The organism is Pleomorphovibrio marinus (genome assembly GCF_003347495.1).
Taxonomy (GTDB): Bacteria; Bacteroidota; Bacteroidia; order Cytophagales; family Cyclobacteriaceae; genus Pleomorphovibrio; species Pleomorphovibrio marinus.
The window spans coordinates 710,463-725,830 of sequence record NZ_QCXY01000001.1; the positions used below are offsets into that span (position 1 = coordinate 710,463).

The window sequence follows — 15,368 nt, forward strand, 5'->3', positions numbered from 1 at the left end:
ACGGGGTAAATAAAAACTCCATTAGCTCCCCAGATATTCCCATAATCGAATTAAAACCACTATATTTGCACCCGAATGTTCAATAATGGCCATATTTCTGTTTCACTTTTAATGAAAAAAATCATAATAGCGATTGATGGATTTTCCGGTTGTGGCAAAAGCACAACGGCAAAAGCGGTGGCCAAAGCTCTTCAATACACCTATATTGATTCAGGTGCCATGTACAGGAGTGCAACCCTTCATTTTTTAAAGCAATCCACCAATTTAGACAATCTTGACGAAATAAAGCAATCCATAGGCCAACTACAGCTTGAATTCAGGGTCAATGGTGAAGGTGGAGCACAAAAGGTTTTCTTAAACGGGATAGATGTAGAAGAGGATATCCGTGGGATGGAGGTAAATACCCAAGTAAGTAGGGTAAGCAAGATAAAGGAAGTAAGGGTACAGTTGGTGAATATGCAGCGTAAACTGGGCAAGGCCAAAGGGGTAGTAATGGATGGCAGGGACATCGGCACGGTGGTTTTTCCCGATGCGGAGCTCAAGGTTTTTATGACTGCGGACTTGGATATCAGAGCAAAGAGAAGGCAGAAAGAAATGCTGGAAAAAGGCAAGGAAGTTTCCTTGGACCTTATAAAACAAAACCTTTCGGACAGGGATTTACAAGATAGTACTCGTGAAGAAAGCCCGCTCAAAAAGGCAGCGGATGCTGTGGAGCTAGACACCAGTAACTTGGCCTTTGATGAGCAGGTAAATGCCATCCTTAATCTTGCCAAAGAGAGAATGAACTGAATCGAATTCGAAATGGAAGTTACGATAGACAAAAACTCAGGGTATTGCTTCGGCGTTGAATATGCCATACAGATGGCAGAGGACGAGATGCGTGATTCCGATAAGCTTTACTGCCTTGGGGATATCGTCCATAATGACATGGAGGTGAAGCGCCTGAGCGGCAAGGGACTTGTTGTGATAGACAGGGAGCAGTTGAAATGCCTTCGCAATTGTAAGGTACTTATCCGGGCACATGGAGAGCCACCGGAGACTTACAAAACGGCTATCGAAAACAACATTGAACTTATTGATGCCTCCTGCCCAGTGGTGCTGAAGCTACAGCATCGGGTGAAGACCGCGTTTGATAAGATGGAACGGGAAAAAGGGCAAATCGTTATCTATGGCAAAAAGGGACATGCCGAGGTGATAGGGCTCACGGGTCAAACCTTGGAAAAGGCCTTGGTAGTGATGGAGGAAAAGGACCTTGAAAGCATAGATTTTACACGTCCAGTGACCCTTTTCAGCCAGACTACCAAAAGCACAAAAGGGTTTTATGAGTTGAAAGAAAAGATTGAGGAAAGAATAAAAGCTACCAAAGGAAGTTTAACAGAGGTGGACTTTAACGCAAATGACTCCATTTGCCGACAAGTTTCCAACCGAGAACCGCAATTGACGCAGTTTTCAAAAGTAAACGATGTAGTCATCTTTGTGGCAGGGAAAAAGAGCTCCAACGGAAAAGCCCTTTACCAAGTATGTAAAGGAATCAATCACAGGAGTTATTTTGTGGAGAGCGAAGAAGATATAAATGTGGATTGGTTTTACCCGGAAGACAAAGTTGGCATCTGTGGTGCCACTTCCACTCCAATGTGGTTAATGGAAAGGGTGAAAGAGTATATACTTTCTAAATCCGGCGAATATATCTTAACAGAATAAGCAGATAAAAGTCCTTTAGGACTCTTAATATTCACAGAATTATCTTCTCAAAACTGATGTAATTTATTAGATTTGAGGCGTTTTTAACAAGATTATTCAGTTATAAATTAAAAATATGTCGAAACTTATTAAGCTTAAGAAAGGGTTTGATATAAAATTGGCAGGAAAGGCCAAAACGGAAGTTAAGTCCTTTCCTTCTGTCAAAACCTTCGCCATAAAGCCAACTGACTTTGTAGGGATGCAAAGACCTAAGGTTTTGGTTAAGGAGGGTGATACCGTGAAAGCAGGTACCCCGATCTTGTATGACAAGAAGATGGAAAAGGTTCAGATTGTGGCTCCTATATCAGGAGAAGTGGTTGAAGTAAAACGGGGTGAGAAACGAAAATTGTTGGAAATCAAGATCCTTGCAGATGAGGAAAACACCTTCGTACAATTTGAGAAATATTCGGAAGCCGATTTACAAGCCGCCAGTAAGGAGAAATTAGTGGACCATATGGCCCAAGCAGGTGTATGGCCACAGATCATCCAACGTCCTTTTGGCATCGTCGCCAACCCGGATGACAATCCCAAATCCATTTTCATTACAGGTTTCGATACACATCCACTTGCTCCGGACTATGGCATGCTGCTTAAGGGCCAGGAGCAATACTTCCAGGCAGGGATAGAAATCCTCAAAAAACTTACCACCGGAAAGGTCCACCTTGGGCTTGACGGAAGCAAAGAAACCCCGGTAGTTTTTGCCCAGACCAAAGGCGTGGAAATAACCAAGTACACGGGTTCCCATCCTGCTGGCAACGTGGGCGTTCACATCCACCACCATGACCCCATTAATAAAGGGGAGATGGTATGGACAGTAAATCCTTTTGGTGTTGCACAAATCGGAAAGCTATTTCTCAACGGCGTCTACGATGCCTCCAAGGTAATTGCCATTACCGGTTCTGAAGTAAAGGATGCTGTATATACCGCCACCTATCTCGGGGCTTGCGTGGATAGTTTCGTAAAGGGCAACTTGAAAAATGAACATGTACGAGTGGTTTCCGGTAATGTGCTCACCGGAGAAAAAATCAACAGAGATGGGTATATCGGTTATTACGACCATCAAATCTCGGTGATCCCTGAAGGGGATTACTACGAATTCCTGGGGTGGATGAAGCCCACAGCTGAGAAGTTGAGTTACCACAAGGCCTTAGGTCTCCTTTCCTTCTTATTTCCCAATAAGGAATATGTGCTGGACTCCAACACCAGGGGAGAAGAAAGGGCCTTTGTACAAACAGGTGTCTTCGAAAGTGTAACTCCCATGGACATTTTTCCGGTCTATTTGCTTAAAGCCATCATGGCAGAGGATTATGATGACATGGAGGAACTGGGCATCTATGAAGTCATAGAGGAAGACTTGGCTCTCTGCGAATTTGTAGATGTGTCCAAACACCCTGTCCAGGAATTAGTTAGAAAAGGTATAGAACTGATACAATATAGTTAATACAATATGAAGTTTTTACGAGACCTGTTAGATAAACAGAAGCCCCTTTTTCAGAAAGGTGGCAAATTGGAAAACTTGTATTATTTGTATGAGGCAGGAGAGACTTTTATGTTTACTCCTAACCATACAACTGCTGCAAGAGGTGCCCAAGTAAGAGACGCCATAGACCTTAAACGGATGATGATCACGGTGGTGATTGCCATGATCCCCTGCTTGCTCTTTGGTATTTACAATACCGGACATATGCATTTCCTGGCAGTGGGAGAAGATGCCAGTTTCGGGGATAAAGTGTTGTTGGGACTGGAATTGGTTTTGCCCATCGTATTGGTTTCCTATGCTTCTGGAGGGCTGGTGGAGGCAATCTTTGCGGTAGTCCGTAAACACCCCATTAACGAGGGTTTTCTTGTTACAGGCATGTTGATACCCTTAGTAGTGCCTGCTACCATCCCCTTGTGGCAAGTTGCTCTGGCGACGGTTTTTGCAGTAATTATTGCAAAAGAGGTATTTGGAGGAACTGGAATGAACATCCTTAACGTTGCTATGACTGCAAGGGCGTTCTTATACTTTGCTTATCCTGCTCAAATTTCAGGTGACCAGGTGTGGACTTATATTGGAGACAAAACACCGGTAGATGGGTTTTCTGGTGCTACTGCTTTGGCAGTAACCTACCAATCTGGTCAGGATGGTGTCAACGCCGTTTCCGAATTGGCGGAACACAATTCTTCCATAATGGAGGGAATGTTTGGCTTTGCGAATATGTTCTTCGGGTTTATTCCGGGCTCCATTGGAGAAACATCTACCTTGATGGTATTGATAGGAGCGGCCATACTCCTGCTTACAGGAGTGGCCAGTTGGAAGGTGATGTTAAGTGCCTTCGGAGGGGCTTATGTGATGGCCTTAGTTATGCAACTACTTGCAGTAAATGAATTTATGGCCTTACCTGCCCACTACCACCTGGTAATTGGGGGAATCGCCTTCGGAATTGTCTTTATGGCCACTGACCCTGTCTCTGCCGCGCAGACAGAAAAAGGGAAATGGATATACGGAGCAATGATCGGAATCCTAACCATAGTAATCAGGGTCACAAACCCCGCCTATCCGGAGGGTATTATGTTGGCCGTTCTGTTTATGAATGTTTTTGCTCCGCTTATTGACCACTATGTAGTATTAGGAAACAAAAAAAGGAGGTTACAACGTGCAACAGTCTAATGCTTATGTGATTACATTTAGTGTAATCCTTACCGTAATTTTGGGTTTATTGCTCTCTGGGACATCAGAGGTGCTTAGACCCATACAAAAGAAGGCCGAGGAACTCGATACCAAAAAGCAGATTTTGGGAGCGGTGATGCAACCATCTGAGATCAGGAACATGAAGGATGAAGAAATAGAAGCATTCTATGATAGCCGGATCGCATCTAAAGTAGTGAATATTGAAGGTGAAGAGGTGGAGGAAGACAAGGACGGAACGCCCGTAAATGCGGAAACCGTGGATGTAGGCAAAAACTATAAAAGGGCACCGGAAGATAGGCTGTATCCAGTGTTTATTTACCATGAAGATGGAAATGAAGAAGAAGTTATCGCATATATCCTTCCTGTGTATGGAAATGGACTTTGGGACAACATCTGGGGATACCTTGCCTTGCAAACGGATTTATCTACTATAGAGGGAGTTACATTCTCCCACGCTGGTGAAACACCTGGTCTTGGAGCCAGAATCACTTCATCAGACGTTCAAAGCAGGTTTACCGGGAAAACCATCTACGACGAAGGAGGATCTCTACAATCTGTTTCCATGCAGAAAGGGGAAGGCCGAGATTATTCTGATGATCCTCATAAGGTGGATGGACTCTCCGGAGCCACCATTACCGCTGAAGGGGTTAACAAAATGATCAGGAGCTACATGAGTCATTATGAGGCCTACCTCAACCGCAAAAAAGACGAAAAAGAGATTGCCCTAAACTAATCGAGAACGTTTCAATACAATCTTATTATGAGTACAGAAACCGCCGAAAAGAAAGAAGAAATAAAAAAAGACGCAGAAGCTTTATTGTCCAAAAGGAGAAAAAAGCTGATTAGCGACCCTTTGGTTGACGATAACCCTATTACCATACAGGTATTGGGGATCTGTTCTGCACTTGCGGTGACCACCCAAATGCAACCAACCCTGGTGATGGCGCTGTCTGTGATATTTGTAATGGTGATGGCCAACCTCACCATTTCCCTACTGAGAGACAAAATCCCCACACGGGTGAGGATAATTGTACAGTTAGCCGTGATCGCCACCTTGGTGACATTGGTAAATGAAGTTTTGAAGGCCTTCGCCTTCGATATGTACAAAGAGCTTTCTGTCTTTGTGGGACTTATCATCACCAACTGTATCGTTATGGGTAGGTTAGAGGCATTTGCCTTGGGCAACAAACCTTACGATTCTGTTTTAGACGGCTTCGGAAGTGCCTTGGGTTACAGTTGGATCATCTTGGCAGTAGCCTTTTTCAGGGAGCTATGGGGGTCCGGTTCGCTATTCGGAGTACCTATCTTTGATGCCGTTTCTGGAATTTTTGGAGAAGACTTCCAGTTGGCTACCAATGGCCTAATGGTGACACCCGTGGGTGCATTTATCATCCTTGGGCTTATCATTTGGGTACAGCGTACCAAGACTGGTTATGTAGAACATTAAATCTCAAAAAGAATGGAATTATTTAATTTAGGAATTCGATCTATCTTTATAGATAATATGGTTTTCGCTTACTTTTTGGGAATGTGTTCTTTTCTGGCCGTTTCCAAAAAAGTAAGTACAGCACTAGGTCTAGGTGCAGCGGTAATCTTCGTATTGTCCATCACTGTGCCCCTAAACTGGTTTCTCAACGAGTTTGTCCTAAAGGAAGGAGCATTAGCCTTCTTGGGAGAGAATTTCGCAACCGTTGACCTGAGTTTTCTACGGTTCATCATGTTTATTGCCGTTATTGCGGCCATGGTGCAATTGGTAGAAATGATAGTGGAAAAGTTCGCACCGGCTTTATATGGTGCACTTGGTATTTTCTTGCCTCTGATTGCAGTAAACTGTGCCATTTTAGGTGGCTCCTTGTTTATGGCCCAAAGGGATTATACATTGGCTGAATCTGCCGTTTATGGCTTTGGGTCAGGTACCGGCTTTTTCCTCGCCATTGTTGCCTTGGCAGCCATCAGAGAAAAATTGAAGTACTCCAATGTGCCAAACGGATTGAAAGGCCTAGGTATCACCATGCTCATTACCGGGCTTATGGGCATCGCCTTTATGTCCTTTATGGGTATAGATTTATAGCATTTAATATCCCCATTGATAAAACCCTGTTCGACCCGCTCGGACAGGGTTTTTTTTGGTATAGTTTTTAAGGCATGTATTTGAATCAACATCTTGGAAACAATGTCGGACTTTACCTCTAAACGGATCCTAGGTTATTTCTTCCGGGGACTTTTGCTTGTGGTGCCATTTTTTGTCACTGGATACATCATCATTCTGGTAGTACAGTTTTTGGACAACATCATACCTATCAGTGTGCCAGGCTTGGGCATCCTGCTGATGCTACTTATCATTACGGGGGTGGGTTATATGACCAGCTTGTTTTTGACGAAATCCCTACTTGACGAAATCGAAAAAATTGTCTTTAAAATCCCCTTGGTCAACATCTTATATACCTCCATAAAAGACCTGATGTCTGCTTTTGTGGGAGACAAAAAGAAGTTCAATACTCCCATCATCGTAAAACTATCTGACAACATGTCCAGATTAGGATTCATGACGCAGGACGACTTGGGTGTTTTGGAAGAAGTTGGTATGGTAGCGGTTTATTTTCCCCATTCCTATAACTTTAGCGGCAACCTGTACCTAGTGCCTAGGGAAAACGTGCGCATACTCAACAATGTAAACAGTACAGAGATAATGAAATTTATCGTGTCTGGAGGGGTTTCACAGCTCAATTATTACCAACATCCTGAAACCAGGGATGGTGCCGGACCCTTGGAAAAGGAGGAAATAGTATAGATCCTATTCCTAATTTCCAATATTCAAGGATTCTTATTTTTTTAATATGCCCTATTTTACGTATATTGATTGGAATTTAAAGGCAAGTGCTTATGTTTTCCTTGCCATTAAGGAAAATACCTAACGAAAATATCTATCTAGGGTGTGTCCATATACACCATTTTGGACAGTATTCATTTCATTAACCCAACCTTTCTTTCCATGAAATGCCCATGAGAAAGAATTCTCACACAGGGGGATGATTATTCTGGGCATTCCATCTGACCATTAAAAAACAATTATAAACAGATGAAAAACTATACGATTCAAGTGAATGGCAAAAGCCATGAAGTCAATGTCCCGGAAGACATGCCCTTATTATGGGTACTTCGGGACATCATAGGGCTCAAAGGGACAAAATATGGATGTGGCCAGTCTCTGTGTGGTGCTTGTACAGTACATCTAAATGACGAGGCTGTGCGCTCTTGTACCCTCCCAATTTCTTCTGTGGGTGAAAAGGAAGTGACGACCATAGAAGGATTGTCCGAAAATGGTGACCACCCCCTGCAGGAAGCTTGGACAGCGTACATTGTACCTCAATGTGGATATTGCCAGACAGGCCAAATCATGAATGCGGCTGCACTTTTAAAGAAAAACCCAGATCCAAAAGAAGAGGAGATAGAGCAGGGTATGGCTGGCAACCTCTGCCGTTGTGGTACTTACAACAGGATAAAATCCGCTATCCTTTCCGTCTCTAAATCCAGTTAAGCCCAAAGCCATGAACAACAGACAACATATTCCCTTTATTAACAAGGCAATAAATAAGGACAGAAGCACCCTTTTCAAACCTTCTAGAAGAGAGTTTCTCAAGCTAGGCAGTCTGGCAACAGGGGGCTTATTGATAGGAATTAACCTAAAATGCAGCGGGCCTTCCAAGGATACAGAAACCTTCGCCCCAAATGTTTACCTTTCCATTGGCAAGGACAATACAGTAACCATTGTTGCCCATAGGTCTGAAATGGGCACGGGCATAAGAACGACTTTACCCATGGTCTTGGCCGATGAGTTAGGAGCCGATTGGAAAAATGTGAAGATTGAGCAGGCTGTAGGCGACGAAGAAAAGTACGGAGATCAGAATACCGACGGTTCCTACTCCATAAGGATGTTTTATGATCCCATGCGAAAAGCTGGAGCAACAGCCAGGCACATGCTCCTAAAGGCTGCCTCCAAGCAATGGGATGTGAAAGTGGAAGAGTGCGAGACAAAGGATGGTGCCGTAATTCATTCTTCTAGTGGAAATCAAGCCACATTTGGAGAATTGGTGGAAGAGGCTTCCAAATTGGATTTACCCTCTGAGGGAGAAATTAAGTTCAAACCTTTTGCAGAATATAAGTTGATTGGGAAAGATATTCCCATTTATGACTTGAAAGCTATCGTCATGGGTAAGGCCACCTTTGGGGCAGATGTATCTCTTCCGGATATGCTTGTTGCTGTAATTGGCAGAAGCCCTGTGGTAGGAGCAAGTATTAAGGGCTTTGATAAGAGCAAGGCCATGGAAATTCCAGGTGTAAAAGAAGTCCTGCAAATAGACGGTTCGGAAGGCGTAGCCCCAGGTCTGGACAAGCCCTTGCCGGGAGTGGCAGTACTTGCCACCAATACTTGGGCAGCCATCAAAGGTAGGGATGCTTTAGAAATCGATTGGGACTTGGGAGAAAATCAACAGTTTGATTCGGACGGACAATTGACCGAAATGCTGGAAAGTACCCGAGGTGAAGGAAAAACCAGAAGGGAAAGGGGAAATTTCGCCCCTGTCAATTTAATGCAGGGAAACTCCCTGGATAAAACCTATTTGGCACCTTTTTATGCCCATGGCACCATAGAACCACCGGCAGCCATTGCTAATTATGCGGATGGTAAACTGGAACTATGGGCTCCCACCCAACACCCTCAATGGGCCAGGGAGGCAGCAGCCACCGCCCTAGACCTACCAATCGAAAATGTAAAGGTAAATGTAACCCTGCTTGGCGGCGGGTTTGGCCGGAAGTCCAAACCGGATTTTGTTGTGGAGGCGGCACTGCTTTCCAAGGCCATGGGCAAGCCTGTAAGGGTGCAGTGGACCAGGGAAGACGATTTGCATCACGATTTTTACCATAGCCACAGTGCACAGCGCATACAGGCAAGCCTGGATGGTTCGGGTAAAATTTACAGCTGGAACCACCACACAGTATTCCCGGCCATAGGTGCAACCTCCAACCCGGACGAATTGCATCCCTCGGATGGAGAAATGGGTTTAGGAGCATTGGACTTCCCCTATGACATCCCACATATCCGTCTTGAGTCTCATGAATCCAAGGCACATACAAGGATTGGATGGTTAAGGTCAGTGAGTAATATCCATCATGCCTTTGCCATTTGCTGCATGCTGGATGAAATGGCGGAAAAAAGAGGAATAGATCCCATTGCGCAAGTCCTGGAATTACTTGGGGATGATCAAACGCTTTCCTTTGAGGAGGAAGTTAGTGGAGACTTCGGCAACTATGGAGAACCATATGACAAATTTCCTTGGGAAACCGGAAGGATGAAAAATGTGGTAAGGAAAGTGGCTGAGGCTTCAGGATGGCAGAATGCCAAAAGAGAAGGAAAGTATATCGGGTTTGCAGCCCATAAAAGCTTCCTCACCTATGTCGCGTGTACCGTAACCGTGGAAAAAGACAGTAAGGGGAACCTTATCATCCCGGAGGTACATTATGCGGTGGATTGTGGGATAGCGGTAAATACGGATCGCGTGAGATCTCAATTTGAGGGAGGAGCACAATTTGCCCTGAGTTTGGCCACCTCCGCCATCACCTTCAAAGACGGAAAAGTACAGGAGAACAACTTTAGTGAGTATAAGATTATCCGTATGCCTCAGGCGCCTAAAAAAACCCATGTGCACATTATAGAGAGCCAAGAAAAACCTACTGGGGTAGGAGAACCCCCTGTGCCGCCTTTCATTCCGGCACTTTGTAATGCACTGTATCAAATGACGGGCAAAAGGATATACGAACTGCCAATTAAAGTATAATTTAAACCATCATTTGAAAGGAAGGGAAATTATCCCTTCCTTATTTTTTTCTTAGGAATAGAAGCCCTTGGGAATTTCTTGCCACCAAGACCATTTCTTCACCCCCTATGGTAATCTTCTGCATATCGCGGATTTCCCCTCGAATCCCAAGGTTAGAAAAACTTGGAGAACCTACATCAAAGCCATTCTCTTTCTTTCCTAAAAAGTAAAACCCGGGATTGGCATCTTGCTTGCCCACGCTTACGCGTACCCTGCTGCTATTTCCACCTGTGATCAAATCCAGGATTCCATCTCCATCCATGTCCCAAAGTACCGAAGCAAACAGGGGAGAAAACTGAGCCGGCCTTGGAAGGGGCCGAAACTCAAATTTACCTTCACCATTATTATACCCTACCAAGGAATAAAGCATATCCGCTTTTAAACTATCCGCACCCTTCCAATCCTCCTTTTGGAAAAATTCCTCCACCGGCGTTTTGGAAAAAGACCGGTAATCCGGAAATCTCCCTTTCATATTAGGGATTTGCCCTATCAGCTCATCTCTGCTAAATGCAAAGGCGTTGGTGTCAGCTTGGTAATAGGTGAATATGGGATCAATAAACCCATTTCCATCAAAATCTTTGTAAATCAAGCGCAGAGGCTGTTCTTCATTGGCCTTAAAATGGATATTCGTCCCATGGTTCCCTAGTACTATATCCAAGTCCCCATCCCCATCTATGTCTTCCAAAGCTACATGCTTCCACCACCCCTGCAATGGATTTCCAGAAAGTTTTAAATCCTCTATTTTAAAAGATTTTCCATCCACATTTGTAAATAGGGTGACGTCCATCCATTCACCCACTATCATCAGGTCTTGTCTTCCATTTCCATTTACGTCACCTATGGCAGCATCCGCCACCATGCCTATTCTTCCCAAAGAGGGGTGGAATTCAGAAGTAGCATCACGGAACCTTCCCTCGCCGCTGTTGATCAACAAGTGGCTTTCCGGTGCCAAGGGGTATTGGCCGGGAATAAACCTAGCACCAACAAAAAGATCCTCCAAACCATCCCCGTTGAAATCCCCAGCCACCACCACGGAGGTACTGGAATGAATGGTAGGAATGGCATCCTGTGAACGGGAGAAATTTCCCCGGCCATCGTTGACATAAAATCTGTCCAGGTAATTCGCTTGGGCACTTGGATAATCGCTACCCCCACTTCCAATATAGAGATCCAAATGCCCATTTCCATTAATGTCTATTAGTACAAGCCCGGTGTCTGTAAACGCTTTGTCTGTTTCAAAATCTGGCTGTTCAAAAAGCCGAAATCTTCCGCTTTTTTCCTGAAGAAATATCCTTGTGGCCTGATCTTTTCCGCCCCCTGCGACGATATCCTCTAGCCCATCCCCGTTGAGATCTCCAATGGCCAGGCGAGGACCATATCCCGACATGGCATTTGGCATTAATCTATCCTGCGTGAAATCCAGAAAACCACTCTCTTCATGCCTGAAATCAATACCAAACACCTCTGCCTCTACTACCTCCACCTTCTGAATGGGGGAAGGATTAAGCGTAGCCTTCGAAGCGGCTTCAGCTTGGCTAAGGGTAAGTAATTGATCAGTGCCTACCTGGTAAAAGATCTGTTCGCCTCCGTCGGGCCAATTTACCACAAGACTGTCTAGCTCACTCACTCCTCCCAAACCCATTACCAGGGTATGGTCCACCGAGGATTGGTAGCCCCTTACGGGAATTTGTTCTTGAAAGATGGTTTCTTCCCCAGCATAAGCCCATAATTTAGCACCTACTCCTGTGGTATTTCCGTCTTGACCTTCCAGTTTTACTTTAAGATAGTGATGTTCAAATAATCTTTCGGAATTGTTTCGGTAAATGCTTACTTCTTCATTGGTATGGCAGACGATTAAATCAAGATCCCCATCCCCATCCAAGTCCGCATAGGCAGAGGCGTTGGAAACATTAAGCCCTCCAAGGCCCCATTCCGAGGCCCTATTGGAAAAGGTCAAATCCTTGTTATTGTGAAAGAGGTAGTTTTCCACATAGATAGGCGGCATTTTCTCTATAAGATCAATAAGTGCGGCATCCTTTCCTATTTGGTTGGGCTGTAAGCGTTCGCTAACCATATAATTGAGAAAATCCATGTCCAGGTAATTCCTTTCATACCCATTGGAAATAAAAATGTCCTTGTGGCCGTCGTTGTCAAAATCCGCTGCTAGCACCGCCCAACTCCAATCTGTCTGTGCCACACCAGCAAATTGGCCTATCTCACTGAAGTAGCCATTTCCTAGGTTGAGATGAAGCATATTGCGCATGCTTTGCGGGAAAAACCCTTTTTGCAAAAGCTCCCGGTACTTGTCATAATTTTCGGGGCCTATGATGGATTTTTGGTTAAAGCTAAACTCCGGCATCATGTCCATGGTGATAATGTCAGGTAATGCGTCGTTGTTGATATCTGCTGCATCGGCACCCATAGAGAAGAGCGATACATGCCCCATATAGTCGTCAACGGACTCTTTGAATGTACCGTCGCCTTGATTGATATAAAGATAGTCTTCCTCATTATAATCGTTACTGACATATATATCCAGCCAGCCGTCTTGGTTGATATCAGAAATGGTCACAGCAAGGCCAAAACCGAGCACATTGCTAATGATACCGCTATCCTCGGTTACATCTACAAATTTTCCCCCATCATTGCGGTAAAGTTTATCTCCCAAATACTGCCCCTTCCGCTTCTTAAAACTTCCATCTATTCTGGAGAACCCCGCAAATTCCTGGGTGGAATGGTTGAGTAAAAACATATCCAGGTCCCCATCCCCATCGTAATCAAAAAAAGAGGCCTGTGTGGAATACCCTGGATCATCCAAGCCATATTCCTTTGCACTTTCGGTGAATGTGTTATTCCCATTATTGATAAAAAGCAGGTTTCTCCGGTTATTGGGGTCGTTGGCCGCAGACCTACAAATATAAATATCCAACCAGCCATCCCCATCTACATCCACCATGGTGACTCCTGTGTTCCAGAGTCCCTCTGCAGCTACACCGGCTTGCTTGGTGATGTCTTCAAATTCGAAATTGCCTTTGTTGAGAAAAAGCTTGCTGGCCACCATATTGCCGGTAAAATAAAGGTCAGGTAAACCGTCGTTATTGATATCACCCACCGCAACTCCTCCACCCTGGTAAAAATAGCTATACGTTAATACATTGAAATCTTCCGATTCCTTGACAATATTCTTGAAACTCACACCCGTCTTTTTGGAGGGCATTTTCGTGAATAATGCATTGGGATCATCCTTTTGGCAGGCAAAGGAAAAACATAAACAAAAGACTAGACACACTACCAACAAAGGCCTAGTTTTCCACGTATTTTTAATTACCATCACTTAAAATTAAAAAAAGTGCCGTTCAAAACGGCACTTTTTTCTTTATTAATTACATCTCTTATTTATTAAATCCAATTTGGCTTAGGGTTTAGCATCCCACCATAATCTAGTGGAGTTCCTATCCCCACCGCGGCTCGTTAATTCAGGTAGTTCCTGAGCTGCTTCAACAGCCGCTCTATTGTTGTCATATTCACCTTCTACGAAAATAAGCCTGGACATCACCTGATCCCTAGGTACATCCACGTTGTCAGAGGCAACCCTAGGATAAGGCCTTGGATATTTTGTCCTTCGAAGTTCAGCCCAAGCTTCCCATCCATCAGGGAACAAAGCAAGCCATTTCTGGGTGATGATCTGCTCCAACTGAGTTTCAAGATCGGCCCCACTTTGAAATTCAATGGGTATATTGGAAGAGGGACCTAAATCCCAACTTGAGTCTTCGGGATAGGTTACCCCAGCAGGAGAATTGGTACTGGATAAGTAAGCCTGTACCGCATCGCCATCTGCACCAATCCTGCTTTCTGTCATAGAAAGCTCCACTCCCCTTTCGTATAATTCCTGGGCTGTACCTCCCATGTTCCATCCTTCTAATGCGCCTTCTGCCCTGAGGAAAAACACCTCTGCGGAACACATCATCCTGAATGGAGGGCCAGCAGCACTTCCACCTCTGCCTTGGTTTAGCCATCTTACTCCCAAATCAGAAAAAGCACGATTGAGGGCACCTTGGTCCAAATCTCCACGAGGCAAACCATTTCTCAAACCTCTGTAGGGTTGTCCTTCATCATCATCCATATAATCATCCGTTTGCCTGAAATAAATAGAAAGTCTAGGATCTTCAAATCCTACCAAGATATTTTCCATAAGCGCACTCATCCTGAATTCACCCCAGTCCGTAATGGTCCAATAGGGGTGACGGCTATTTATTGTGGTAGTGATTGCAGCATTATCATCATTATTCATCATCACTCCATCAGCAACAGCCTTCTCAGCCTCAGTTCTGGATAGTTGAGGATCAACATATTTTACTCTCATGGCGAGTCTGAGGCGAAGGGAATTTGCGAAGGTAAGCCACCTGTCTGCACTCCCTCCAAAAACCTGGTCATGCGCAGTGAAAGCCTGGCCTCCAGAATGTTGTTTCAATACATCAACTGCCTCATCCAACACCCTGAAGAAATCCCTATAGATAAATTCTTGTGTATCATACTGAACCGTAGTTTGGGCATTACCAAATTCCGTATAGATAATTGGTCCAAAATAATCCGTATACCTATGGTAAGCCTGAACTTTCAGAATCTTAGCAAAGGCATTCTCAACGGGCATTTCGTTTACTTCGGTAAAATCCTCTACAAACTTGATAATAGGTGCAGCTTGAGCATAGAAATAATTCCAAAGTCCATTGGACCATCCTCCTACCTGAATGTGCCTGTCGGAATCGAAATTTGTTGCGGTATTGGCAAAGTATTGCGAATAAATATCCGAAAAAAGACTTTGTGCCAATTGGAAGTTTCCTGCCCCACCTCCTGGGGCACCAGTCATGGCTCTCATTTGCCCGTTGGCAAAAGCCTGTCCCAATAATCCAATGTCCAAATTGTCTGCAAGAAGAACATCGGGTTTTGTGTTTATTTCTTCAAAGCTTTCCGTACAGCCTACTAATACAAGTACTGCAACTGAAAATGCAAGAATTTTATTTATCTTTTTCATCTGTTTTTAATTTTATTTCAGCGGTCTGATGGAATCTCCCAATCCTAATCAT

At 44.3% G+C, this 15,368-nt stretch carries 12 protein-coding genes; 10 read left to right on the forward strand and 2 right to left on the reverse strand.

The window, feature by feature from the left end; genetic code table 11:
- Positions 1-111 precede the first annotated feature (111 nt).
- From cmk to DB520_RS03070, 10 genes are all read left to right on the forward strand, one after another.
- Positions 112-789, forward strand: coding sequence for a (d)CMP kinase (gene cmk / locus DB520_RS03025; protein WP_114748153.1), 678 nt, complete (start codon positions 112-114; stop codon positions 787-789).
- 12 nt (positions 790-801) lie between these two features.
- Complete coding sequence (locus DB520_RS03030; RefSeq protein ID WP_114748154.1) at positions 802-1,701, forward strand: 4-hydroxy-3-methylbut-2-enyl diphosphate reductase; 900 nt, start codon at positions 802-804, stop codon at positions 1,699-1,701.
- 115 nt (positions 1,702-1,816) lie between these two features.
- A complete protein-coding gene (locus DB520_RS03035; RefSeq protein ID WP_114748155.1) occupies positions 1,817-3,181 on the forward strand; it encodes a Na(+)-translocating NADH-quinone reductase subunit A in 1,365 nt (454 codons plus the stop codon).
- A gap of 6 nt (positions 3,182-3,187) precedes the next feature.
- Entirely contained in the window at positions 3,188-4,390 is a 1,203-nt protein-coding gene (locus DB520_RS03040) for an NADH:ubiquinone reductase (Na(+)-transporting) subunit B (RefSeq protein WP_114748156.1), read from the forward strand.
- Positions 4,377-5,144, forward strand: coding sequence for an NADH:ubiquinone reductase (Na(+)-transporting) subunit C (gene nqrC, locus DB520_RS03045; RefSeq protein ID WP_114748157.1), 768 nt, complete (start codon positions 4,377-4,379; stop codon positions 5,142-5,144). Before DB520_RS03040 ends, nqrC begins: the two co-directional genes overlap by 14 nt.
- A gap of 27 nt (positions 5,145-5,171) precedes the next feature.
- Complete coding sequence (locus DB520_RS03050; protein ID WP_114748158.1) at positions 5,172-5,858, forward strand: NADH:ubiquinone reductase (Na(+)-transporting) subunit D; 687 nt, start codon at positions 5,172-5,174, stop codon at positions 5,856-5,858.
- A 12-nt stretch (positions 5,859-5,870) separates the two neighbouring features.
- Positions 5,871-6,482 (forward strand): NADH:ubiquinone reductase (Na(+)-transporting) subunit E, encoded by a 612-nt coding sequence (gene nqrE / locus DB520_RS03055; protein WP_114748159.1) that lies wholly within the window; start codon positions 5,871-5,873, stop codon positions 6,480-6,482.
- Between the two features lie 102 nt (positions 6,483-6,584).
- A complete protein-coding gene (locus tag DB520_RS03060) occupies positions 6,585-7,202 on the forward strand; it encodes a DUF502 domain-containing protein (RefSeq protein WP_114748160.1) in 618 nt (205 codons plus the stop codon).
- Positions 7,203-7,490: 288 nt separating this feature from the next.
- Positions 7,491-7,949 carry a (2Fe-2S)-binding protein gene (locus DB520_RS03065; protein ID WP_114748161.1) on the forward strand — a complete coding sequence of 153 codons (459 nt, stop codon included), beginning with the start codon at positions 7,491-7,493 and terminating at the stop codon, positions 7,947-7,949.
- A 10-nt stretch (positions 7,950-7,959) separates the two neighbouring features.
- Positions 7,960-10,245 carry a xanthine dehydrogenase family protein molybdopterin-binding subunit gene (locus DB520_RS03070; protein WP_114748162.1) on the forward strand — a complete coding sequence of 762 codons (2,286 nt, stop codon included), beginning with the start codon at positions 7,960-7,962 and terminating at the stop codon, positions 10,243-10,245.
- 40 nt (positions 10,246-10,285) lie between these two features.
- On the opposite strand, the gene DB520_RS03075 is transcribed toward DB520_RS03070, so the two are convergent.
- The gene (locus DB520_RS03075; RefSeq protein ID WP_232834813.1) at positions 10,286-13,480 is read right to left on the reverse strand and encodes a VCBS repeat-containing protein; all 3,195 of its coding nucleotides are present in this window, start codon (positions 13,478-13,480) and stop codon (positions 10,286-10,288) included.
- 219 nt (positions 13,481-13,699) lie between these two features.
- Complete coding sequence (locus DB520_RS03080; RefSeq protein WP_114748164.1) at positions 13,700-15,316, reverse strand: SusD/RagB family nutrient-binding outer membrane lipoprotein; 1,617 nt, start codon at positions 15,314-15,316, stop codon at positions 13,700-13,702.
- Between the last annotated feature and the right edge of the window lie 52 nt (positions 15,317-15,368).

What these genes read in the sequence shown, in the direction of transcription:
- cmk (WP_114748153.1), top strand. Translation starts at nt 112, where the DNA reads ATGAAAAAAATCATAATAGCGATTGATGGATTTTCCGGTTGTGGCAAA.
- DB520_RS03030 (WP_114748154.1), top strand. Translation starts at nt 802, where the DNA reads ATGGAAGTTACGATAGACAAAAACTCAGGGTATTGCTTCGGCGTTGAA.
- DB520_RS03035 (WP_114748155.1), top strand. Translation starts at nt 1,817, where the DNA reads ATGTCGAAACTTATTAAGCTTAAGAAAGGGTTTGATATAAAATTGGCA.
- DB520_RS03040 (WP_114748156.1), top strand. Translation starts at nt 3,188, where the DNA reads ATGAAGTTTTTACGAGACCTGTTAGATAAACAGAAGCCCCTTTTTCAG.
- DB520_RS03050 (WP_114748158.1), top strand. Translation starts at nt 5,172, where the DNA reads ATGAGTACAGAAACCGCCGAAAAGAAAGAAGAAATAAAAAAAGACGCA.
- nqrE (WP_114748159.1), top strand. Translation starts at nt 5,871, where the DNA reads ATGGAATTATTTAATTTAGGAATTCGATCTATCTTTATAGATAATATG.
- DB520_RS03060 (WP_114748160.1), top strand. Translation starts at nt 6,585, where the DNA reads ATGTCGGACTTTACCTCTAAACGGATCCTAGGTTATTTCTTCCGGGGA.
- DB520_RS03065 (WP_114748161.1), top strand. Translation starts at nt 7,491, where the DNA reads ATGAAAAACTATACGATTCAAGTGAATGGCAAAAGCCATGAAGTCAAT.
- DB520_RS03070 (WP_114748162.1), top strand. Translation starts at nt 7,960, where the DNA reads ATGAACAACAGACAACATATTCCCTTTATTAACAAGGCAATAAATAAG.
- DB520_RS03080 (WP_114748164.1), bottom strand. Translation starts at nt 15,316, where the DNA reads ATGAAAAAGATAAATAAAATTCTTGCATTTTCAGTTGCAGTACTTGTA.